20 protein-coding genes, 1 other RNA gene and 1 other annotated feature are annotated in these 20,600 nt (G+C 40.1%); of the genes, 14 read left to right on the top strand and 7 right to left on the bottom strand.

Annotation, left to right across the window (positions count from 1 at the left end; all coding sequences use genetic code 11):
* Positions 1-41: 41 nt before the first annotated feature.
* The 4 genes from IGJ39_RS12205 to IGJ39_RS12190 form a co-directional block, all read right to left on the bottom strand.
* Positions 42-515 (bottom strand): universal stress protein, encoded by a 474-nt coding sequence (locus IGJ39_RS12205; RefSeq protein ID WP_010734215.1) that lies wholly within the window; start codon positions 513-515, stop codon positions 42-44.
* 71 nt (positions 516-586) lie between these two features.
* A complete protein-coding gene (locus IGJ39_RS12200) occupies positions 587-874 on the bottom strand; it encodes a hypothetical protein (RefSeq protein ID WP_010734216.1) in 288 nt (95 codons plus the stop codon).
* A 91-nt stretch (positions 875-965) separates the two neighbouring features.
* Positions 966-1,160, bottom strand: a non-coding RNA gene (gene ssrS / locus IGJ39_RS12195) — 6S RNA.
* A gap of 77 nt (positions 1,161-1,237) precedes the next feature.
* On the bottom strand, positions 1,238-2,518 hold the full coding sequence (locus IGJ39_RS12190) for a replication-associated recombination protein A (RefSeq protein WP_438764847.1): 1,281 nt from the start codon (positions 2,516-2,518) through the stop codon (positions 1,238-1,240).
* 206 nt (positions 2,519-2,724) lie between these two features.
* Here IGJ39_RS12190 and IGJ39_RS12185 point away from each other — a divergent pair, with 206 nt between their 5' ends.
* The 9 genes from IGJ39_RS12185 (at position 2,725) to relB (ending at position 11,208) form a co-directional block, all read left to right on the top strand.
* Positions 2,725-3,393 (top strand): DNA-3-methyladenine glycosylase, encoded by a 669-nt coding sequence (locus IGJ39_RS12185; RefSeq protein WP_104872320.1) that lies wholly within the window; start codon positions 2,725-2,727, stop codon positions 3,391-3,393.
* The gene (locus IGJ39_RS12180; protein WP_104872321.1) at positions 3,362-3,850 is read left to right on the top strand and encodes a DUF3013 family protein; all 489 of its coding nucleotides are present in this window, start codon (positions 3,362-3,364) and stop codon (positions 3,848-3,850) included. The genes IGJ39_RS12185 and IGJ39_RS12180 overlap by 32 nt, the downstream gene beginning before the upstream one ends.
* A 12-nt stretch (positions 3,851-3,862) precedes the next feature.
* Complete coding sequence (prmA, locus tag IGJ39_RS12175; RefSeq protein ID WP_086335196.1) at positions 3,863-4,810, top strand: 50S ribosomal protein L11 methyltransferase; 948 nt, start codon at positions 3,863-3,865, stop codon at positions 4,808-4,810.
* A complete protein-coding gene (locus IGJ39_RS12170) occupies positions 4,811-5,572 on the top strand; it encodes a 16S rRNA (uracil(1498)-N(3))-methyltransferase (RefSeq protein WP_438764844.1) in 762 nt (253 codons plus the stop codon).
* A 230-nt stretch (positions 5,573-5,802) separates the two neighbouring features.
* The gene (locus IGJ39_RS12165; RefSeq protein WP_010734222.1) at positions 5,803-8,016 is read left to right on the top strand and encodes a RelA/SpoT family protein; all 2,214 of its coding nucleotides are present in this window, start codon (positions 5,803-5,805) and stop codon (positions 8,014-8,016) included.
* Positions 8,017-8,027: 11 nt separating this feature from the next.
* A complete protein-coding gene (gene dtd / locus IGJ39_RS12160) occupies positions 8,028-8,474 on the top strand; it encodes a D-aminoacyl-tRNA deacylase (protein WP_019723450.1) in 447 nt (148 codons plus the stop codon).
* A gap of 153 nt (positions 8,475-8,627) precedes the next feature.
* Positions 8,628-9,458, top strand: coding sequence for a hypothetical protein (locus tag IGJ39_RS12155; protein ID WP_019723451.1), 831 nt, complete (start codon positions 8,628-8,630; stop codon positions 9,456-9,458).
* A gap of 139 nt (positions 9,459-9,597) precedes the next feature.
* A complete protein-coding gene (locus tag IGJ39_RS12150; protein WP_019723452.1) occupies positions 9,598-10,857 on the top strand; it encodes a cytochrome P450 in 1,260 nt (419 codons plus the stop codon).
* Between the two features lie 126 nt (positions 10,858-10,983).
* The gene (gene relB / locus IGJ39_RS12145; protein WP_430607987.1) at positions 10,984-11,208 is read left to right on the top strand and encodes a type II toxin-antitoxin system RelB family antitoxin; all 225 of its coding nucleotides are present in this window, start codon (positions 10,984-10,986) and stop codon (positions 11,206-11,208) included.
* A 63-nt stretch (positions 11,209-11,271) separates the two neighbouring features.
* Here the strand turns inward: relB and IGJ39_RS12140 are convergent, their stop codons facing one another.
* Positions 11,272-12,222 (bottom strand): aldo/keto reductase, encoded by a 951-nt coding sequence (locus tag IGJ39_RS12140; RefSeq protein ID WP_019723875.1) that lies wholly within the window; start codon positions 12,220-12,222, stop codon positions 11,272-11,274.
* Positions 12,223-12,352: 130 nt separating this feature from the next.
* Positions 12,353-12,564: a binding site (T-box leader), on the top strand.
* A 65-nt stretch (positions 12,565-12,629) separates the two neighbouring features.
* On the opposite strand from IGJ39_RS12140, the gene hisS reads away from it, so the two are divergent.
* The 5 genes from hisS (at position 12,630) to IGJ39_RS12115 (ending at position 19,399) form a co-directional block, all read left to right on the top strand.
* Complete coding sequence (hisS, locus tag IGJ39_RS12135) at positions 12,630-13,937, top strand: histidine--tRNA ligase (RefSeq protein ID WP_019723874.1); 1,308 nt, start codon at positions 12,630-12,632, stop codon at positions 13,935-13,937.
* A complete protein-coding gene (gene aspS, locus IGJ39_RS12130; RefSeq protein WP_019723873.1) occupies positions 13,937-15,703 on the top strand; it encodes an aspartate--tRNA ligase in 1,767 nt (588 codons plus the stop codon). Before hisS ends, aspS begins: the two co-directional genes overlap by 1 nt.
* Positions 15,704-15,910: 207 nt before the next feature.
* Entirely contained in the window at positions 15,911-16,786 is an 876-nt protein-coding gene (locus IGJ39_RS12125; protein ID WP_019723872.1) for a YitT family protein, read from the top strand.
* 184 nt (positions 16,787-16,970) lie between these two features.
* Positions 16,971-17,153 carry a hypothetical protein gene (locus IGJ39_RS12120; RefSeq protein ID WP_019723871.1) on the top strand — a complete coding sequence of 61 codons (183 nt, stop codon included), beginning with the start codon at positions 16,971-16,973 and terminating at the stop codon, positions 17,151-17,153.
* A gap of 314 nt (positions 17,154-17,467) precedes the next feature.
* A complete protein-coding gene (locus IGJ39_RS12115; protein ID WP_195475558.1) occupies positions 17,468-19,399 on the top strand; it encodes an acyltransferase family protein in 1,932 nt (643 codons plus the stop codon).
* 121 nt (positions 19,400-19,520) lie between these two features.
* Here IGJ39_RS12115 and IGJ39_RS12110 read toward each other — a convergent pair whose 3' ends face one another.
* Positions 19,521-19,808 carry a GIY-YIG nuclease family protein gene (locus IGJ39_RS12110; protein ID WP_019723021.1) on the bottom strand — a complete coding sequence of 96 codons (288 nt, stop codon included), beginning with the start codon at positions 19,806-19,808 and terminating at the stop codon, positions 19,521-19,523.
* Complete coding sequence (locus tag IGJ39_RS12105; protein WP_019723020.1) at positions 19,798-20,532, bottom strand: tRNA1(Val) (adenine(37)-N6)-methyltransferase; 735 nt, start codon at positions 20,530-20,532, stop codon at positions 19,798-19,800. The genes IGJ39_RS12110 and IGJ39_RS12105 overlap by 11 nt, the downstream gene beginning before the upstream one ends.
* Positions 20,533-20,600 lie beyond the last annotated feature (68 nt).

The following is a 20,600-nucleotide window of genomic DNA, read 5'->3' as shown; positions in this document are numbered from 1 at the left end:
GCATTGAGAAATTTTATTTCTCAATGCTTTTTATGAAATAATTACTTATCTTCTTTTTTTGGTAATTGATTTTCTAAGTTTGTACGTACGACTAGAACATCACATGCTGCATTGCGAATAACGTATTCTGAAACAGAACCGATAAATAGACGTTCGACTGCGTTGAGTCCAGTTGCACCTAAAAGGATCAAGTCCACTTCATGGTCTTCAGGGATTTCTTTAGCAATGATATGCTTTGGAGAACCGTATTCTACCACAGTTGTCACTTGATGTAATCCAGCTTTTTTAGCTTTCATCTCATAATCGGCTAGTGTTTGCTTGGCCATTTCTGTTGCTTGTTCTGCCAACATGCCATCAAAGGATGAAACAGTTTGGAAAGATCGTGTGTCAATGACATGAGCTAATAAAAGCTCGCTGTTATTTCTTAAAGCAACGTTTACTGCTTTTTTAAACGCTAATTCGGCTTCTTCAGAACCGTCGACCGCAACCATGATTTTTCTATATTGTTGTAACATCAGCATTCACTCCTTCAAAAAAGATACTTGGTTTACAATTCTATTGTAAAGCAAATTTAAAGAAATGAGAATTATTTACTGTCAGGTTTCGTCATTTTTTTGGCAAAACCGATGCTGAAGACAGAGGCAACAGCAATTACGATGACTAAATAAAGTAATGCAAAAAACCGATGATTGATTGCTACGACAACGAGTCCTAGAAGTCCTAAAAACGCGTAGATCGAACCGAAAATACTTAGAAAATCTTGATTCTTTTTATTCTGTTCGATAAGAACGAAAAAAATCGTTTGTTTTTTAAATAAGTAATAACTGACAAATAATAGCAATAAGGCGGCAATCGCCATCAATAAACGAATCATTGTATCCACTCCTACTTTTTCTAAAACCAATCATACCATAAAAGAGACAGCACCGATAAATCGGTACTGCCTCTTAATAGGTAAAAAAATGGTAATCTCCGTTAATGCCGTTGTTTGTCCTGTAGTATTGATCCCGCGAATTCAAGCAGGTGGGTCCCATGGTCGTCGCATCGAACTACCAAATGATAAGGCATGTTACCAGCTGTGACACAAGACAGGTCCCAAGATATCAATAAAAATGTTCGGTCAACACACAAAGAGGACAATTCGAACATCACAGATTTCCCACTTCTATAGTAGCACATGGATTTAAAAAGAGCAATGTGGGCGCTCAATAATTTTGAACGCTTTCAATGACGATGGTTATTGTGTTTTTTTCTGCCATTCTTTAATGCGCTGATATTGCTGTCCTAAGGCTTGTTCGTACTTCCCAGTATTTTTAGGTTGATAATACTGTGTATGTTTCAGTTTATCAGGTAGATATTGTTGATCGACCCAAGCATTTTCGTAGCTATGAGGATATTGATAGTCTACACCTCGATTCAATGACTTGGCACCTTGATAATGGCTATCTTTTAAGTGATCAGGAACTTCACCTGCCTTTCCTGCTCTTATGTCTGCAATGGCTGTATCTAATGCGGTATAGGCAGAATTGGATTTTGGTGAAAGGCAAAGATCGACGACTGCATCAGCTAAAGGGATACGACCTTCTGGTAGACCTAAACGTTCGGCAGCTAGCACAGCGTTGACTGTTCGAGCCGCAGCAGCAGGGTTGCCTAAGCCAATATCTTCGTAGCCAATCACCATCAGGCGACGACAAATACTTGCTAAATCCCCAGCCTCGACTAAACGCGCCAAGTAATGTAATGCAGCATCCACGTCGCTCCCACGAATGGATTTTTGAAATGCGGAGATCACATCATAGTGAGCATCTCCATTTTTATCATGAGTCAATGCTTTTCGCTGGATACATTCTTCGATAATAGCGAGGGTGAGATGGATCGTGCCGTCTTCTTGTTTTTTAGTGGAACGTACAGCAAGTTCTAAGCCATTAAGTGCGCTTCTCAAATCGCCGTTGGTGGCACGAGACAAATGGAGCAAGGCATTTTCATCTATTTCGATCGATGATTCTCCTAAGCCATTTTCTTTATCGGATAATGCACGATGAATGGCTGTTTGGATGTCTTCTTCGTCTAACGGTTTTACCTCAAAAATCTGTGTCCGACTACGGATTGCTGGATTAATTGTGATATAAGGATTTTCAGTGGTTGCCCCAATCAAGATGATACGACCGTTTTCTAAATGTGGAAGTAAAAAATCTTGCTTTGTTTTATCTAATCGATGGACTTCATCAAGTAAAAGAATCACAGTGCCACTCATTCTAGCTTCTTCGGCGACAACTTGTAGATCTTTTTTAGAATCGGTCGCGGCATTCAACATCCGAAACGCAAAATTAGTTGAGCCAGCAATGGCACTAGCGATACTTGTCTTTCCTGTGCCGGGTGGTCCATATAAAATCATGGAAGATAACATTTCTGCATCAACCATACGGCGAATGATCTTACCTTCACCAACTAAATGGCGTTGGCCAACGACTTCATCGATATTTTTCGGACGCATCCGATAGGCTAATGGTTGTTGCATCAGTCTGCCTCCTTTGGATTATTCGTTCGTTTATTATAACATATCCCACAGGATAAAGGGTCACGAAAGGCGAGGGAATAGTCAGAATAGGGAGAGGAACTAGAAATAGTTTTCGCTAGTTTAACCATGGAAATCGCAAACTCGTTGACCCGCTTTTTTCATAGCTTCTTTGCCTAATATTGTGTATGATAAAGGTGGTGAAGCAAATGACAAATCAAAAACAATTAGATGAACTTTTATTAAATAAAACAACGGCAGAAGTTGCAAGAGATTTATTAGGCATGTATTTGGAATACGAAACGCCCAATGGGATATTAGGCGGGTATATCGTAGATGCAGAAGCTTATTTAGGTCCGGAAGATCTGGCTGCACACAGTTATGGTATGCGGCGTACACCACGAGTACGCGCGATGTATGAAGAACCAGGAACGATCTATCTCTACACGATGCACACGCACTTGATTTTAAATATCATCACGCAACCTGAAGGAGTACCACAAGGAGTGATGATCCGTGCCATTGAGCCTGTAGAGGGGATTGAGCAAATGAGTCTGAATCGCAAAGGGAAGGCGGGTCCTGATATTAGTAATGGTCCGGGGAAATTAGTGGCAGCCTTAGGTCTATCACCAGATTTATATGGACAGTCGATTCGTGATAGCTCGTTGCGTTTGGTTTTTGAGAAAAAACGGCTACCTAAAAAAATCTTGGCGTTGCCGAGAATAGGCATACCGAATAAAGGAGAATGGACGGAAAAACCATTGCGTTTTGTCGTTGCTGGAAATCCGTATCTTTCATTACAAAAAAAGAACCAAGTCGATGAAGACTGGGGTTGGAGGAAACAAAATGAAGAAAACAACAATATTGGATTACCTTGATACAGCCATCGAAAAGAAAATTACAGACTATGATGTGGCGTTAGATTGGGACACAAAAAATCATACGATTGAGATCGTGGTACGTTTATTTGCAGAAAATCAAGCACATTTTGAATTAGATGATGCCCAAGGTGTTGTCTCAGAGGAAGATATTATTGAATTTGAAGATGGTGTCTTGTTATTCAACCCAGAAAAATCAACATTTGATGAGCAAGATTATCTTGCGGCGATTCCCTATGAAGGTAAGAAAGGTTTAGCGAGTTCTGTAGCTGATGCTTTGATTGACTACTTGAATGATGTTTTAGCACAAGGTCAAAGCGACTTGTTAGATTTTTTAGATGCAGAAGACGACTCAGCTGTCTTTGAATTGAAATGGGACAACCATGAATTCGCACGTTTAGTCGAAGAAAATCAGCAAAATGGTAAAGAGACATACTTACCTTATCCTAGTTATTAAGGAGCAACGTATATGAAATGGAATGAAGTCAAAATCGAAACGGCGAGTGAAGCGGTTGAAGCAGTCGCAAATATTTTAATGGAAGCAGGAGCGAGTGGTGTCGCGATCGAAGATTCATTGGACGTCGAAAATTTTAAATCTGATCCTTATGGAGAAATCCTGACAAAAGAAGATTTTACAACGATTGAAGAGGGTGCCATTGTGATGGCTTATTTCCCTGAAACGATCTTTTTACCGGAAATTTTACCTTTTATCAAAGAACGTGTGACAAAATTACCCGAATTTGGATTAGCGATCGGTAAGAACATTGTGACGGTGAGTGAAGTCGAAGAAAGCAATTGGGCAACGGCTTGGAAAAAATATTATCATCCGGTTCGGATCACACGTCTACTAACTGTCGTACCAAGTTGGGAAAGTTACCAAACGAATGATCCATTAGAAAAAATCATTACATTAGATCCAGGGATGGCGTTCGGAACAGGGACACATCCAACGACTTCTTTGACATTACAAGCACTGGAGTCGACCTTGCGAGGTGGAGAAACGCTTTTAGATGTCGGTACTGGTTCCGGAGTGTTGAGTATTGCGGCGAAGCATTTAGGAGCAAAAGAAGTCTATGCGTATGATCTCGATGAAGTGGCAGTGCGTTCAGCAAAAGAAAATATGGATCTAAATGAAGTAGCAAAAGATGTGCACGTGTCAGCTAATGACCTATTAAAAGGTATCGAGATCGAGAGCGATGTGATCGTGGCTAATATTTTGGCAGATATCATTTTGTTGATGATCCCTGATGCGTGGCGTTTACTAAAACAAACTGGGACGTTGATCGTTTCTGGAATCATTGAAGAGAAGAAAGAAATGGTTCTTGCAGCGATGGAAGAACAAGGTTTTGTTGTCGACCAAGTGTTCCAACAAAAAGATTGGTATGCCATTATGCTAAAAAAGCCTGAGGTGGATTAAATGCAACGATATTTTCTAGATGAGCCTTATCGACCACAAGAGCGTTTTGTAATAGAGGGTGAAGCCTATCACCATATGGTAAGAGTCATGCGAATGGCAGTGAAAGATCAGGTCTATTTAGCCTTCAACGACCAGATTGCGATCATTGCAGAAATCAATGAAATGAACGAGAATGAAGTTTTCTTAGTCGAAGTGGCGAAAGAAAGTGTTCAAAAAGAATTACCATGCAAGATCACGATTGCTAGCGGATATCCTAAAGGGGATAAGTTGGATTGGATCGTACAAAAAGGCACAGAACTAGGCGCTCACGGGTTTGTGGGATTTCCTGCTGCAGCTTCTGTCGTCAAATGGGATGCCAAAAAACGCAAAAAGCGGCAAGAACGATTGATCAAGATTGCACAGGAAGCGGCGGAGCAGTCGCATCGCCAAGTCGTACCGCAAGTATCTTTAATGGAGACAGAAAAGGAATTTTATACGACACTCAGTTCGTATGATGTCCTTCTGATTGCATATGAAGAATCAGCAAAACAAGGGGAAGCTGCTAATTTAGCCAAAATACTTCAATCTGTTTTACCAGGTACTCGGATCCTTGCAGTGTTTGGCCCAGAAGGCGGGTTATCTCCAAAAGAAGTTGCTTATTTTGAAGCACAAGGTGGCATTCTTTGTGGCCTTGGTCCAAGAATCCTACGAACAGAAACTGCCCCATTGTATTTGTTAAGTGCTGCAAGTTTTCAACTTGAATTACAAGTACCTAGCAAGTAATAGGCGAGTTGATCGTCAGGGGTAGCGATCCTCTACAAAACAAATGAATGACTTTTTCTGTTTTCTTGATCCCTCAAAGTGAAGGGGCATTTTTCCTTTTGTACGGAATTGAAAATCATTGACACAATCGGTATAATAAGAACAATTATTTAATCCTAAGCTATAAAAAAGTGCTTTCTCACGATAAAAAATATCTGTTTTGATTATGAATAGAAAGGGGGATGTTTCCCATGCCAAAAGAAGAAATATTAACGGGCCCTGACGTCATTAAGATGGTTAGCCAATACATGGGACCTGAACATGTCGCTTTCGTGCAAAAAGCATGTGACTACGCAACCACTGCCCATGAGGGACAATTTCGTAAATCAGGGGAACCTTATATCATCCATCCGATCCAAGTTGCAGGGATTCTTGCAGATCTACGGATGGACCCCCACACGGTTGCCACTGGTTTTTTACATGATGTGGTAGAAGATACAGAAGTAACCTTAGAAGATTTAAGAGAAGCCTTCGGGAACGACGTGGCAATGTTGGTGGACGGAGTGACGAAGTTAGGTAAAATCAAATATAAATCCCACGAAGAACAACTAGCGGAAAATCATCGCAAAATGTTATTAGCTATGGCTCAAGATTTACGTGTAATCATGGTGAAGTTAGCCGATCGTTTACATAACATGCGTACGTTAAAGCATTTGCGGGAAGATAAACAACGACGCATTGCGCAAGAAACATTGGAAATATACGCACCGCTTGCTCATCGTTTAGGGATCAGCCGGATCAAATGGGAATTAGAGGATACGGCGCTGCGTTATCTCAATCCGAAGCAATATTATCGAATCGTCCACTTGATGCAAACAAAACGAGAAGAACGTGAAAATTACGTCAGTGGTACAGTGGAGGATATCCGTTTAGCAACGGAAGAATTGGGGATTTTTGCAGAGATCTATGGTCGCCCGAAACACATCTATTCGATTTACCGTAAGATGAAAGACCAAAAGAAGCAGTTCAATGAAATCTACGATCTACTAGCAATCCGAGTGATCGTGGATTCGATCAAAGATTGTTATGCAGTACTAGGAGCGATCCATACGAAATGGAAACCGATGCCAGGTAGATTCAAAGATTATATCGCGATGCCTAAAGCGAATATGTATCAATCGTTGCATACGACTGTTATCGGACCAGCTGGCAACCCTGTCGAGATCCAGATCCGTACCCAAGAAATGCACGAAATCGCTGAGTTTGGGGTAGCTGCTCACTGGGCATATAAAGAAGGAAAAGGCGACAAAGTCGAACCAGATGGGATGACAAAACAGTTAAGTTGGTTCCATGAGATCATCGAATTGCAAGATGAAAGTTACGATGCTTCTGAATTCATGGAGGGTGTGAAAGGCGATATCTTTAGTGATAAAGTCTATGTGTTCACTCCTAAAGGCGATGTGACTGAACTTCCTAAAGGATCAGGACCGTTAGACTTTGCTTATAGCATCCATACAGATATCGGGAACAAAACGACTGGTGCCAAAATCAATGGGAAAATGGTCCAATTAGATTACAAATTGAAGAATGGTGATATCATCGAGATTCTGACTTCGCCAAATTCATTTGGACCAAGTCGTGATTGGCTGAAATTAGTAGCCACAAGTAAAGCAAGAAATAAAATCAAGCGTTTCTTCAAAGGGCAAGATCGAGACGAAAATGTGACGAAGGGCCATGAAGCTTTAGTGAAGTGTATTATGGATCTTGGTTTTGTACCAAAGGAGATTCTTTCAAAAAATAAATTACACGACGCATTAGAACGCTTGAATTTTCAAACAGAAGAAGATATGTATGCTGCGATTGGTTATGGCGAAGTAAGTCCATTGACGATGGCTAATCGCTTGACTGAAAAAGAGCGGAAAGAACAAAAAATCGAGCAACAAAAACAAGAAGCAGAAGAGTTGATGAATCAACCTAAAAAAGAGCCTGAAAAAATGAAGGTTCGTCATGAAGGTGGCGTCGTCATCCAAGGTGTTGAAAACTTGTTGATCCGGATCAGCCGTTGTTGTAATCCTGTACCAGGGGATGACATCGTGGGCTATATCACCAAAGGACGTGGTATCTCGATCCACCGTAAAGACTGTCCGAATGTCCAACCAGATAAGCCAAATGTGGAAGAACGTTTGATTGACGTGGAATGGGAAGACACTTCAAATACGAACAAAGAGTATGATGCTGATTTAGAGATCTATGGCTATAATCGTTCGGGCATGTTAAATGACGTCTTGCAAACAGTGAATGCGATGACTAAAAATCTAAACAGTGTCGAAGCACGAACGAATAAAGACAAAATGGCGACAATCCATTTGACAGTAGGGATACGTAACTTGTCTCACCTAAAAAGTATTGTCGATAAAATCAAGACCGTACCGGATGTATATAGCGTACGCCGGATGAATGGCTAGGAGGTAGTACCTTGCGCGCAGTGATCCAACGAGTGAGTCAAGCAGCTGTGTCGATCAACGAACGAGAAGTGGGGCGTATCGATCATGGTTTGTTGATTTTACTAGGTGTTCATGAAACAGATACGCAAACAGACGTCGATTATTTGATCAAAAAAATTGCCCAGATGCGTATCTTTGAAGATGAACAAGGAAAAATGAATCTAAGTATTGAAGATGTCAAAGGAGCGCTGTTGAGTATTTCTCAGTTCACGCTTTTTGCAGATACAAAAAAGGGCAATCGCCCAAGTTTTATCGCAGCGGCTCGCCCGGAAACAGCGATTCCTTTATACGAAGCCTTTAATGATGGGCTAAGACAACGAGGAATCACAGTGGAAACAGGCGAATTTGGCGCAGATATGGCTGTGTCTCTGGTCAATGATGGGCCAGTGACGATCATCATCGATTCTCAAAACAAATGATTTTTATAAAAAGAACAAGTCTGATTTTGATGGAATATTTCAAAATCAGGCTTATTTTTGTTTGCTATGTTTTCAATTTGAGAATGCGCTTTCTGTTTTTGTTCGTCAGGAGTATGTAGATAAGTTAAAATAGAGGATAGGAGGTGCTTGCCAATGGCTAATAAGAATCAAGCAACGATAGACGAAATCTTTTCTCATCGCTACGATAATGGCTTTGATTACTGGGCAACACCAGATAAAAAGTTGATCAAAGGCGCCCCTTTTACTACGTTAGAATGCCCGTTGTATCTTTTAGATGCCGGTGTTTTACCTGGAGAAAAGGTCATGCAAGAAACGGCGAATTTGATATTTGAAGCATGGCGGAAAGATGGACGATTCAAAGTTTCGCCAAAGGGTGCGATCTACCCCTGCCATACGGCTGCTGCACTTCGAACATTGTGTTATTTGGAACATGCAACAGACAAGAGACTCAAAAAGACATTCGATTATTTTCTAGCGACTCAAGAAGATGATGGCGGATGGAAGTGCAATAAGTATAGTTATTGCAAAGGTCCTGAAACTGAATTTTCTACACCTATGACGACCTTAACAGTTTTAGATGCTTTTCGTTTCTCCGAATGGATCAACATTGATGAGCGGTTGGACCAAGCAGTGGAATTTTTATTGACTCATTGGACGATAAAAAAACCGATTGGACCTTGTCATCATGGGATTGGGACACTATTCATGCAAGTAGAATACCCATTTAGAAGTTACAATTTATTTTATTATGTCTATGTTCTATCTTTTTACAAATACGCTAGAAAAGACGTGCGATTTAAAGAAGCACTACATGCGCTGGCTTCCCAATTAGACGAAGGAATGATTCGAGTGGAAAGAGTGGTGCCTAAGTTAAGGAAATTATCTTTTTGTGAAAAAGGACAAGTGAGTGACAGAGCTACAGAACGTTATAATGAAATCTTATTTAATGTGAATGAGTTATGAGGAAGCCGTTTATTTGGGATTAGGCAGCGCAAGAGGAATAAATGGTATAGTTCCGTCTCAAACACTTCTTTTGTCAGTTTTATTGTACAAGGAGTATCCTAATAATATCTAAAGTTATTTATTAGGAGGAGCAAAAAACATGCAAGAAATTCCCGTGGTCGATATCAAAATGACCGAAATCAAAAAATACTATAACGAGGGCTACAAAATGCTTGGAAAGCTAAGAGAAGAAGCCCAATCACCTGTTGTGAAAGCAAAGATATTCAATAAGGAAGCTGTGATCATCTACGGAGAAGAGGCAGCGAAGCGTTTTTATGATCCAAGAAATTTCAAACGAGAAGGTGCAATGCCTAAAATGGTCCAAAAAACATTGTTTGGAAAGGACGGTGTGCAGTCTTTAGATGGCGCGGAACATCATCACCGTAAAGCAATTTTTATGGATTTGATGACGCCAGAGCGAATGGAAGACTATCATCAAATATTGGATCGAGTATTGGCACATGAATTGGAACAACAACATGGTACTTTTGAGTTATTTGACCTGAGTAAAAAAGTACTTTTTACCGCTATATGTGAGTGGTCGGGAATCAACTTAGCGGATTATTCAGAAGAAGAGATCAACCAACTGGCAGATTATCAGATCTCTATGATCAGTGGGACAGTCACTTCGCCGATCGATCATTTTAAAGGAGTAGAGAATCGAAAAAAATCAGAAAAATGGGCGCAAGAGTTGTTAGAAGAAGCACGAGAAAATCCAGTAGCCGGAAAAGAAAATGTAGCGCTCTATGCTTTTGCGAATGCGACCGATCTTAAGGGAAATCTCTTACCATTGGATATTGCTGCGGTAGAACTGTTGAATATCATACGGCCGACTGTGGCATTGACCGTATGGGCGGCATTGATGGGGCATGCTCTTTTCAGCCGACCAGATCTCTATCAACAACTGAAAAATGATTTTACGGAGTTACAAGATCCTTTTATTCAGGAGATGCGTCGATACTATCCATTTTTCCCCATGTTACCGGCATTTGCTTTGCAAGATGTAGAAGTAGATGGTTACCGCATTCCTAAAGACAGCTGGGTGATTTTAGATTTGTATGGAACAAATCATGATGAACGGACAGTGGATTCACCAGAGGCATTTTTGATCAAACGGTATATTGGTAAAGCGAAAAAAATCTCTTATGAAGAAGAGTATGAGATGATTGCGCAAGGTGGCGGTGACTTCCGAAAAATGCACCGATGCGCAGGTGAATGGATCACGTTGCATAGTTTACGCGTCTTTTCCGATCAATTAGTGAATCGTTTTGCCTTTGCTGTGCCAGAACAAGATTGGACGATTCCATTCAATCAATTTCCGACTTATCCGAATAGCCGAGGATTATTGTATAAAGAATAACGTGGACTTTCAGCATGGGGTACGTATTTGAATCGATTAGGTAGAGGGAAGAGAAGTAGCCTCTTAGGTAGTGGACTCCTTCTCTCCCGACCTCGTTCTATAAAAATATACAGGAGGTATAAAAGAATGAGCGAAGTTACAATTCATGTATCAGAGAAAGAAAAAGCATTGATGTTGGCAATGGCTGATTTGAACGGACTGACGATATCGGAATTAGCCAGAACGATGATATTAGGTACGTTAGAAAGACAAATTGACTTGGCAATCTATAATGAAGCGATGAAGGATCATCAGAAATTTGATGAAAGCGTCTCGCATGACGAAATGAAAAAGGAGCTAGGATTATGCTGAAACATCTTGTACATAATAAAAAAAACAACCACCGCATTTTCACTCGATGGTTGTTTTTGAGTATTATTTAAACTCTCGGAATAGCTGATCGATTGTTTGAGCATCTTCTAAAGATAAGTGAATATCCAAAGCTTTGGCATTATCTGCGACTTGTTCGGGTTTCTTTGCGCCAGGAATGACAAATGAAATCCGCGGGTGCGCGATATACCAAGCTAAGACTAATTGAGCAGTAGTTGCTTGGTACTTTTCAGCAAGCGGTTTGAGTTGATCGACCGCTGTGATGATTTGTTCATATCGTTCACCTTGAAAGTTTGGTTTGTTCTTTCTAGGATCATCTTCAGAAAAATGTTTTGGACTTTCTAGATCATACTTGCCAGTCAATAAACCTGAAGCAAGTGGGAAATAAGGCACAAAACCAATCTCGTTAGCTTCGAGGTAAGGGAATAATTCTTTTTCCGCTGTGCGATGGATCAAACTGAATTGATCTTGTACGATATCGATATAGCCGTCTTGATTGGCTTCTTTCAATTGCTCTAAAGTGAAATTCGATACACCGATGGCACGGATTTTCCCCGCTTCTTTCAGTTCGTGTAAAGCGGCAACTGCCTCGTTTTTAGGTGTCTCTTCGTCTGGAAAATGGATATAAAAAATATCGATGTAATCTGTCTGCAAACGTTCTAAAGCTTCATCAACTGATTTTTTCAAAAATTCAGGAGAATTATCAAATTTTTTTGGTTGATCTGGGAGATGAGCTGCTTTGGTGGCAATGATGATGCGGGAACGCTCATAAGCCGGTTCTTGCAAGACTTCTCCAATCAATTGTTCCGAACGACCTTCGCCATAAATATAAGCAGTATCGATGAGGTTCAAGCCATTATCTAAGGCGGCTCTGACAACTTCTTTTCCGGTTTCATCCGCTAATCCAGAAAACAGATTATGTCCTCCGACTGCATTTGCACCTAAGCCGATTGCTTCGGCATATACTTGAGAATGACCAATTTTTACTTCTGACATTTTTCTACCTCCTTTTTTATTTAGTCTAAATCAAAAAGAACAAAAGCTGAATCAAAAAGACTTTGAAAAAGAAATCAACAAGAATATACTTGACTTTAAGCTGTGTTTTTAGTAGGTTATAATTAATATCTAAATATCGATGAAAGAGCGAGTAAGTAACTAAAGGCTTTATAAGAGAGGATCGTCGTGGCTGAGAGCGATCTAAAACAAGTAGTTTCTGAAAGACACTCTGGAGATGGACGCGTGCAAAGCCGTCCCGTAGACGAGCGTTAATCGTGAGAGGAAAGAGCAATCTTTCAAATATAGGTGGTACCGTGTATGAAATAATCATTCACCCTTGTTCATGGCGAACAAGGGTGTTTTTTGTTTGCATTGACTACATAGTGTGAAGAAAAGGAGAGAAAAAGATGAACTTCCAAAGACCAAAAGGAACAAATGATATTTTACCTGGAGAATCCGAAAAATGGCAATTTGTGGAAGAAACTGCCCGTTTATTATTCAAAGATTACCAATATAATGAGATCCGCACGCCGATTTTTGAGCATTATGAAGTGATCGCTCGTAGTGTAGGCGATACGACGGATATCGTTTCAAAAGAAATGTATGATTTTTATGACAAAGGCGAGCGTCATGTTACGCTTCGTCCAGAAGGAACTGCGCCAATCGTTCGTTCGTTTGTTGAAAACAAATTATTTGGACCAGAATACACAAAACCTTACAAAACATTTTATATGGGACCAATGTTTCGTTATGAGCGTCCTCAAAAAGGCCGCTTACGTCAATTTCACCAAATCGGTGTCGAAGCATTCGGCTCTGAAAATCCTGCGACAGATGTTGAAAGCATGGTGATGGCCTTAGACTTCTTCAAACAACTTGGGATCAGTCAAATCCGCTTAGTGATCAACTCTTTAGGGGATCAAGAAACACGTCAAGCCTATCGCCAAGCGTTGATCGATTATCTTGTCCCATTCGAAGCTGAATTAAGTGAAGATTCACAACGTCGCTTACACGAAAATCCTTTGCGTGTATTAGACAGCAAAGATAAACGTGATCAAAAATTTGTCGCAGAAGCGCCATCGATCTTAGATTATTTAAGTGAAAAAGCCAAAGCGCATTTTGAAACAGTGATTGCCATGTTGGATGCGTTAGATGTGCCTTACGAAATCGACAGCAACATGGTTCGTGGATTGGATTATTATACGCATACGATTTTTGAAGTGATGAGTGACGCGCCTAAAATGGGCGCACAAGCAACGATCTGTGCTGGAGGACGTTACGATAACTTAGTGGAAGAACTAGGCGGACCAGCGACACCAGGATTTGGTTTTGCGATGGGGATCGAACGTATTTTATTAACGATGGAGGCAGAAGAAGTAGCTGTTCCTGTAATGAATACATTAGATGCCTATGTGGTGGCACTAGGCGAAGAAACAAATATCGAAGCGTTGAAAATCGTTCAAGCAATCCGTGATTTTGGTTTTTCCGCAGATCGTGATTTTATGGGACGTAAAGCCAAAGCACAATTTAAGACAGCAGACAAAGCCGATGCGAAGTTGGTTTTAGTGATTGGTGCGGATGAACTAGCAAATCAAACGATCAACGTCAAATCAATGGCTAATCGTACAGAGAAAAGCTTTGCACTAGAAGATATTTATGACCACTTTGATAAAGTCTATGATGAAATGACATTATCTACTGAACAGGAGGAAAAATGATGGCACAACGAACAGTTTACTGTGGACTGGTTTCAGAAAAGCAGTTAGGACAAACAGTTACATTAAAAGGTTGGGTACAAAAAAGACGTGACTTAGGTGGCGTGATCTTTATCGATTTACGTGATCGTGAAGGGATTGTTCAACTTGTCTTTAATCCAGAAATCAATAAAGAAGCATGGGAAATCGCAGATAAATGCCGTAGTGAATATGTCATTGAAGTGACAGGTACAGTAAAAAATCGGGATGAATTGGCAATCAATCCTAAAATGGCAACGGGTGAATTTGAGATTATCGCGGATGAAATCATTATCTTGAATCAAGCCAAAACACCACCTTTCTTGATTGAGGATGAACAAACGATCAGTGATGAGATTCGTTTGAAGTATCGTTATCTTGATTTACGTCGTCCAAAAATGACGAAAAATATCAAATTGCGCAACGACACAACGAAAGCAATCCGTCATTACTTGGATGACCATGATTTCTTGGATATTGAAACACCTTATTTGGGCAAATCAACACCAGAAGGCGCGAGAGATTACTTAGTTCCTTCACGTATCCATGCAGGGCATTTCTACGCATTGCCACAATCACCACAACTATTCAAACAATTATTGATGAATGCTGGATTTGATCGTTACTATCAAATCGTTCGTTGCTTCCGTGATGAAGATTTACGTGGCGATCGTCAACCAGAATTTACGCAAGTCGATATCGAAACAACGTTCTTGACCGCTGAAGAAATCCAAACGTATACAGAAGGTTTGATTGCTAAAGTGATGAAAGACGTACGTGGCATCGAAGTCACTTTGCCATTCCCTCGTATGACGTATGATGAAGCAATGAGCCGTTATGGAAGTGACAAACCTGATACACGTTTTGACATGGAATTGATCGACTTGAGCACGGTTGTGAAAGACGTTGAATTTAAAGTCTTCCAAATGGCACTTGAAAATGGCGGAGTGGTCAAAGCGCTGAATGCGAAAAATGCAGCAAGCAAGTATTCACGTAAAGATTTAGATAATCTTGGACAATATGCCACTCAGTTTGGCGCAAAAGGACTAGCTTGGTTAAAAGTAGAAGAAGATGGTTTGAAAGGGCCTATTGCGAAATTTATGGGCGAGGCATCTGAAGCATTGATCCAAGCAACAAACGCTGAAGTTGGGGATATTTTATTGTTTGGTGCAGACAAAGAAGAAATCGTTGCAGCCACTCTTGGAGCGATTCGTTCTCGCTTAGGAAAAGAATTAGACTTGATCGACGAATCAAAATTCAATTTCTTATGGGTGACAGAATGGCCACAATTTGAATATTCAGCAGAAGAAGGCCGCTATGTTTCCGCGCATCATCCGTTTACGATGCCTAAAGCATCCGATGTCGAGTTATTGGCAACTGATCCGGCAAAAGTCTACGCAGAAGCGTATGACATCGTCTTGAACGGCTATGAATTAGGTGGTGGATCGTTACGTATCCATACGAGAGAATTGCAAGAGAAAGTATTGAAAACACTAGGATTCTCTGAAGAAGAAATGGAAGAACAATTCGGGTTCTTATTAAGTGCGTTAGACTATGGCTTCCCACCACACGGAGGAATTGCTTTAGGACTTGATCGCTTTGTGATGTTGCTTGCAGGTGAAGAAAACATCCGTGAAGTGATTGCTTTCCCTAAAAATGGTAAAGCAGCTGATGTCATGAGTGATGCGCCAAGTACTGTTTCTGATCTTCAATTATTTGAATTGAACATCGACGTTACAGAAGTTGAATAACAAATAAGAAAGAGAAGTTATTTTCATAGGAATACCGAGGTTGTGAAGGAGTCACTGATAAGTCGCGATTGATTCGTGCTAGTGACACTGGAGCAACCTTTTTTTCTCTTATATTGGAATTTCCAATCTTTTTTTCAAAGAAGTCTCTTGATTATATTCTAAAAGATCATATAATAAGGGCATACCAGATAAAGCGAGGCTTTTTTCATGAAAAAAACTTTCGAAAATTGGGCGTATCATGATTATACGACCAAACTTTCGGTGTCGATCGTCTATGCTCTGATTGCTTCAGTTGCATTGAACTTTTTTTATCAACCAGGAAACATCTATTCAAGTGGGATAACCGGTCTTGCACAAATCTTAACGACCCTTTCTAAATCAGTGATTGGTTTTGAAATTCCAGTCTCAACCACGTTGTATTTGCTGAATATCCCATTATTCTTTTTAGCATGGTTTAAACTTGGAAAGAAATTTACGATTTTTACATTTATCACTGTGACATTAACCTCGCTTAGTATCCATCTTTTGCCACAAACGATTCTTTCGACCGATCCGATCATTTGTGCGATATTCGGTGGTGCCGTCAATGGGGTTGGTATTGGTTTAGCATTAAAAAATGGGTTGTCTTCTGGCGGATTAGATATCGTGAGTATTACGATCCGTAAAAAAACAGGTCGATCCATCGGTTCGATTTCCATTTATTTCAATGCACTGATTGTTTTCGTAGCAGGCTTGCTCTTCGGCTGGCAGTATATGTTTTATAGTGCTTTGTCGATTTTTGTGAGTGGTAAGGTGACGGATGTCGTCTATACGAAACAAAAAAAGATGCAAGTCATGATCGTGACTAAACATCCTGAAGCAGTGATCGAAGCCATCCAAAAATGTATGCGTCGTGGGATCACGATCATCAATGAAGCAGAAGGTGCGTACAAGCACGATAAACAAACAGTCTTAATGACGATCGTTACTCGCTATGAGCTTCCTTTGTTACGTGAAGCAATGAAAACTTCTGACCCGCAAGCATTTGTCAGTATTGCGGAAAATGTTCAAATTCTCGGACGTTTTTATGAAGATGGGATTTAGATTTTAGTAAACTAGTTAGATAAAACACAGTGGATAACTTGAATGGTTATCGCTGTGTTTTTTTGATCTTCTTGTCGCTAGAATACCAGAAATGATTGTTGCGATTAAGGAATTGAAAATAATCATTTATGCTATCGATATTTCAACAGGCAATAGGCGTCTTCTTTTATAAGATTTATGAAGTATGATCAACCTGATCTTAGATAGCCACAATGCAATTCAAATTGGATTAGTAGAATTGGCTAGTGATGATGTAGGCCTAACGACGATTGGTAGTTTCCTTGACTATGTACCTGTTCAAGACTGGTTAGAAAAAATTCCTCCTAGCTTGGTTGCTAAACATATGCAAGAATATATCTTAAAGTGATCATAGAAAAGGAGTGACAGAGTGCTTGCAACTAAGTAGCATAGATGTTTATCCATGTTAAGAGTAGATATCTTTCAATTATTTCTCGCCCATCAACGAAAAATAATAGAAAATAATGAAACCCTATCCAAGCAACAATTAGCCAACTTGTTATATTTGAAATTTTGTTAAAGTTACTTAAAAATGTGTTCTTTTTTGATGAACTATGGGATTATAGTATAAAGTGGCAACTTTTATGAAGTTTTTGCTTGCTATTTTTTGGTAATGCACGTATATTACGAATGAAAAAAGTTTATGAAAAGTTGGAATATTGAATGGAAAAACAAAAAAGATTAAAAAATAGCCGGTATATCACGGGCTTCGATGGGATTCGTTCATTAGCGGTCATCGGGGTTATTTTATACCACTTGTTGCCAACAAGTATGAAGGGTGGTTACCTCGGAGTTCCGATATTTTTTGTCGTTTCAGGTTATCTTATTACCGATCTCTTACGACAAGAGTGGGAACAAAATGGAAAAATCAATATTTGGCAATTTTACGTTCGGCGAATGAAACGACTGTATCCTGGGCTCGTTTTCTTGCTTATTACTGCATCAGCATATATTACGCTATTCCAGCGAGGATTGTTGAATAATCTTCGGGGCGTTGTACTCAGCAGTTTATTCTATGTCAATAACTGGTGGCAGATCAATAATGGATTATCCTATTTTGATCGTTTTGCAAATGAGTCGCCATTTACCCATATTTGGTCCTTAGCAGTAGAGGCGCAGAACTATCTGATCTGGCCGATCATTTTTGTATTACTCATGGTATTTGTCCGTAAGAAAAAAAATATTTTTTATGTCATTATGGGCACAGCCATTGCTTCAGCGATTTTGATGATGGTGTTGTACTCGCCAAATGGCGATCCTACCCGTGTGTATTATGGGACAGATACTCGCTTGTTCTCGATTTGGATGGGGAGTGCATTGGCTTTTGTTTGGCCAAGTACGCGATTGAAGAAAAATATCCCTAAACAAGCAAAGAAAGTATTGAATTTAGCGGGTTTTAGTTCGTTGATCATTTTGGTCCTCTTTTTCTTTTTCTTAGATGACCATTTGAGCTTTATCTATTATGGCGGGTTCTTTTTAGTCAGTCTTTTATGTATGGTTCTTGTGGCAGTCACAGCGCATCCCGGTGCGAGCTTGAATCGCTGGTTGACGAATCCGGTCTTTAGTTGGATTGGTAAACGAAGTTATGGGATCTACTTGTACCAATTTCCGGTAATGATTTTTTACGAAGCGAAAGTATCAGGTATCGCTGATCATGTGTTGTTACACACGGTCATTGAAATCACATTGATTTTATTGATCAGTGAACTGTCGTACCGCTTTATCGAACGTCCATTGGCACGATTTGATTATAGCCAAACGTTTCGCGTCGTCAAAGGCTGGTTCACCAAACCTATTTTTAGTTGGAAAAAGCCATGGGTGGTCCCTGGAACCTTAGTCGTAGCGATTGCCTTAGTCGGGTTCGTCACTGCACCTAAAAATGCTGTGACAGCGGACCAAGAGCAATTACAAAAGAATATTGCTGAAAGTAAAAAACTAGCTGAAAAAAGTCAGAATAATCAAGGCAATAATGTAGCACCTATTGACCAAGCGATTTTGGATAAATATGATTTGACCAAAGCGCAAGGGGAAAAAGCCCAACAACTAGAGCTGACTGCATTTGGTGATTCAGTCATGTTAGATGCTGCGGCAGATTTAAAAGAACTATATCCGCAAGTAGTCGTAGATGGTGATGTCGGTCGTCAACTCTACACAAGCCTTCCTTATATCGAAGAATTGAAAAATAGGGATCTATTGAAAGATACGGTATTAATTGGGTTAGGAACAAATGGCTCTTTTTCTGAGGCGCAATTTGATAGCTTGATGAACGCGATCGGGGATCGTAAAGTTTACTGGGTCAATGTTCGCGTACCAACGAAGCGCTGGCAAAATGAAGTCAACGCCATGCTCACAGAAATGGAAAAGAAATATGACAACATGACAGTGATTGATTGGTACGGTTATAGTAACGGTCACAGTGAATGGTTCTATGACGATCAAGTCCATCCAAATCCAGATGGTATGTTGAATTATATCCATCTAGTCAGTGAAGCACTATTAGGTGGAACAAAAGAATCAGAGACAAGTAAAACGAGTGAGACTGCTTCGACTAGTACGAGCGACACTCTATCTGATAGTACTCAAGTAAGTGAATAAAAACTGGGGTTGTGACAGCAATGTTTTGACCTGAGCAGTAGGATAACTCTTATAAAAAAGTGCCTCAACGAAAATCGTTCTCCAATCTTTCGTTGAGGCATTCTTTTTCTCTAAAATTTTTTTACTCCGTTTGATCAGGTAAAGAAAGAGAAGGGTGTGTCTTCAAATAGGTTTCTTTTTGCCGACGTGTTTGTTTTTTGAACGCGGCTTCGGCTTTTGTGGCTTCACTTCTTGTAGCGTATCCTTCTGCATGGATCATTTTTACAGGACGTCTTTTTTGCAAACGTGTGTATTTCGCACCTGTGCCATTATTATGTTCTTGTAAACGACGAGCCAAATCAGTGGTATATCCTCCATAGAACGTATTATCTTGGCAGTGCACCACATAAAAGTAATGGTTATTCTCCATAAAGCATCTCACGGAGTTCAGGGGTATACTCACCTTGCGTATCATAGGTAAATAAAGGTGGAGACACTTTGAAACCATCGGCTTTTCCTTGCTTGATTCCTTCAATCAATAAAATATTTGCTTCTTTGCCTACTTTAGGATAAACAAACTGAACACGTTTCGGTGCAATCTGATAGGTTTGCATAAGGGCCAAAATCTCTAGGAAACGTTCTGGGCGATGTACAAGAGCTAAGCGACCATTTGTTTTTAATAACTTGCCGGAGATTTGGATCACTTCTTCCAACGTTGTATGGATCTCATGTCGGGCAATTGCTAGATGCTCATTTGGATTTTTTTTGTTTGTAGGTAAGCCTTTAAAGTAAGGGGGGTTACAGACGACTAAGTCACAAGAGTTGTGTCTGACAACCGATAAACTTTCTTTTAAGTCAATCGTATGCACGGTCATTTGTTGTTCTAAATGATTCAAGGAAATGCTCCGTCGAGCCATGTCAGCTAAGCGTGGCTGTAGTTCGATTGCATCGATCTTTGCCTGTGTTTGTTTGCTTAAAAATAGTCCGACAGCACCATTCCCCGAACAAAGGTCAACGATTTGACCGGTTTTTGGCGCACGAGCAAAATGAGCAAGCAATACGGCATCTAAAGAAAAGGAAAAAACTTGGGAACTTTGGATAATCTTAATATCTTGTGCATATAATTGGTCAATACGTTCATGTTCGTGAAGCATCTAATTCCCTCCAAATGAAAAAACTAATCGTATGTAGTATACTATTTTTGTTCAAAAGAACCAAGGGA

It is taken from the genome of Enterococcus sp. AZ140, assembly GCF_051714405.1.
Taxonomy (GTDB): domain Bacteria; phylum Bacillota; class Bacilli; order Lactobacillales; family Enterococcaceae; genus Enterococcus_B; species Enterococcus_B pernyi.
This window is presented reverse-complemented; position numbering and strand designations above follow the sequence as displayed.

Bases quoted from the DNA above. Each gene is read 5' to 3' on its own strand.
- IGJ39_RS12155 (WP_019723451.1), top strand. From the start codon at position 8,628: ATGGCTAATAAGAATCAAGCAACGATAGACGAAATCTTTTCTCATCGC.
- IGJ39_RS12180 (WP_104872321.1), top strand. From the start codon at position 3,362: ATGAAGAAAACAACAATATTGGATTACCTTGATACAGCCATCGAAAAG.
- IGJ39_RS12140 (WP_019723875.1), bottom strand. From the start codon at position 12,222: ATGTCAGAAGTAAAAATTGGTCATTCTCAAGTATATGCCGAAGCAATC.
- aspS (WP_019723873.1), top strand. From the start codon at position 13,937: ATGGCACAACGAACAGTTTACTGTGGACTGGTTTCAGAAAAGCAGTTA.
- IGJ39_RS12125 (WP_019723872.1), top strand. From the start codon at position 15,911: ATGAAAAAAACTTTCGAAAATTGGGCGTATCATGATTATACGACCAAA.
- relB (WP_430607987.1), top strand. From the start codon at position 10,984: ATGAGCGAAGTTACAATTCATGTATCAGAGAAAGAAAAAGCATTGATG.
- IGJ39_RS12110 (WP_019723021.1), bottom strand. From the start codon at position 19,808: ATGGAGAATAACCATTACTTTTATGTGGTGCACTGCCAAGATAATACG.
- IGJ39_RS12115 (WP_195475558.1), top strand. From the start codon at position 17,468: ATGGAAAAACAAAAAAGATTAAAAAATAGCCGGTATATCACGGGCTTC.
- IGJ39_RS12105 (WP_019723020.1), bottom strand. From the start codon at position 20,532: ATGCTTCACGAACATGAACGTATTGACCAATTATATGCACAAGATATT.
- IGJ39_RS12205 (WP_010734215.1), bottom strand. From the start codon at position 515: ATGTTACAACAATATAGAAAAATCATGGTTGCGGTCGACGGTTCTGAA.
- hisS (WP_019723874.1), top strand. From the start codon at position 12,630: ATGAACTTCCAAAGACCAAAAGGAACAAATGATATTTTACCTGGAGAA.
- IGJ39_RS12170 (WP_438764844.1), top strand. From the start codon at position 4,811: ATGCAACGATATTTTCTAGATGAGCCTTATCGACCACAAGAGCGTTTT.
- IGJ39_RS12190 (WP_438764847.1), bottom strand. From the start codon at position 2,518: ATGCAACAACCATTAGCCTATCGGATGCGTCCGAAAAATATCGATGAA.
- IGJ39_RS12185 (WP_104872320.1), top strand. From the start codon at position 2,725: ATGACAAATCAAAAACAATTAGATGAACTTTTATTAAATAAAACAACG.
- IGJ39_RS12200 (WP_010734216.1), bottom strand. From the start codon at position 874: ATGATTCGTTTATTGATGGCGATTGCCGCCTTATTGCTATTATTTGTC.
- IGJ39_RS12165 (WP_010734222.1), top strand. From the start codon at position 5,803: ATGCCAAAAGAAGAAATATTAACGGGCCCTGACGTCATTAAGATGGTT.
- IGJ39_RS12150 (WP_019723452.1), top strand. From the start codon at position 9,598: ATGCAAGAAATTCCCGTGGTCGATATCAAAATGACCGAAATCAAAAAA.
- IGJ39_RS12120 (WP_019723871.1), top strand. From the start codon at position 16,971: ATGATCAACCTGATCTTAGATAGCCACAATGCAATTCAAATTGGATTA.
- prmA (WP_086335196.1), top strand. From the start codon at position 3,863: ATGAAATGGAATGAAGTCAAAATCGAAACGGCGAGTGAAGCGGTTGAA.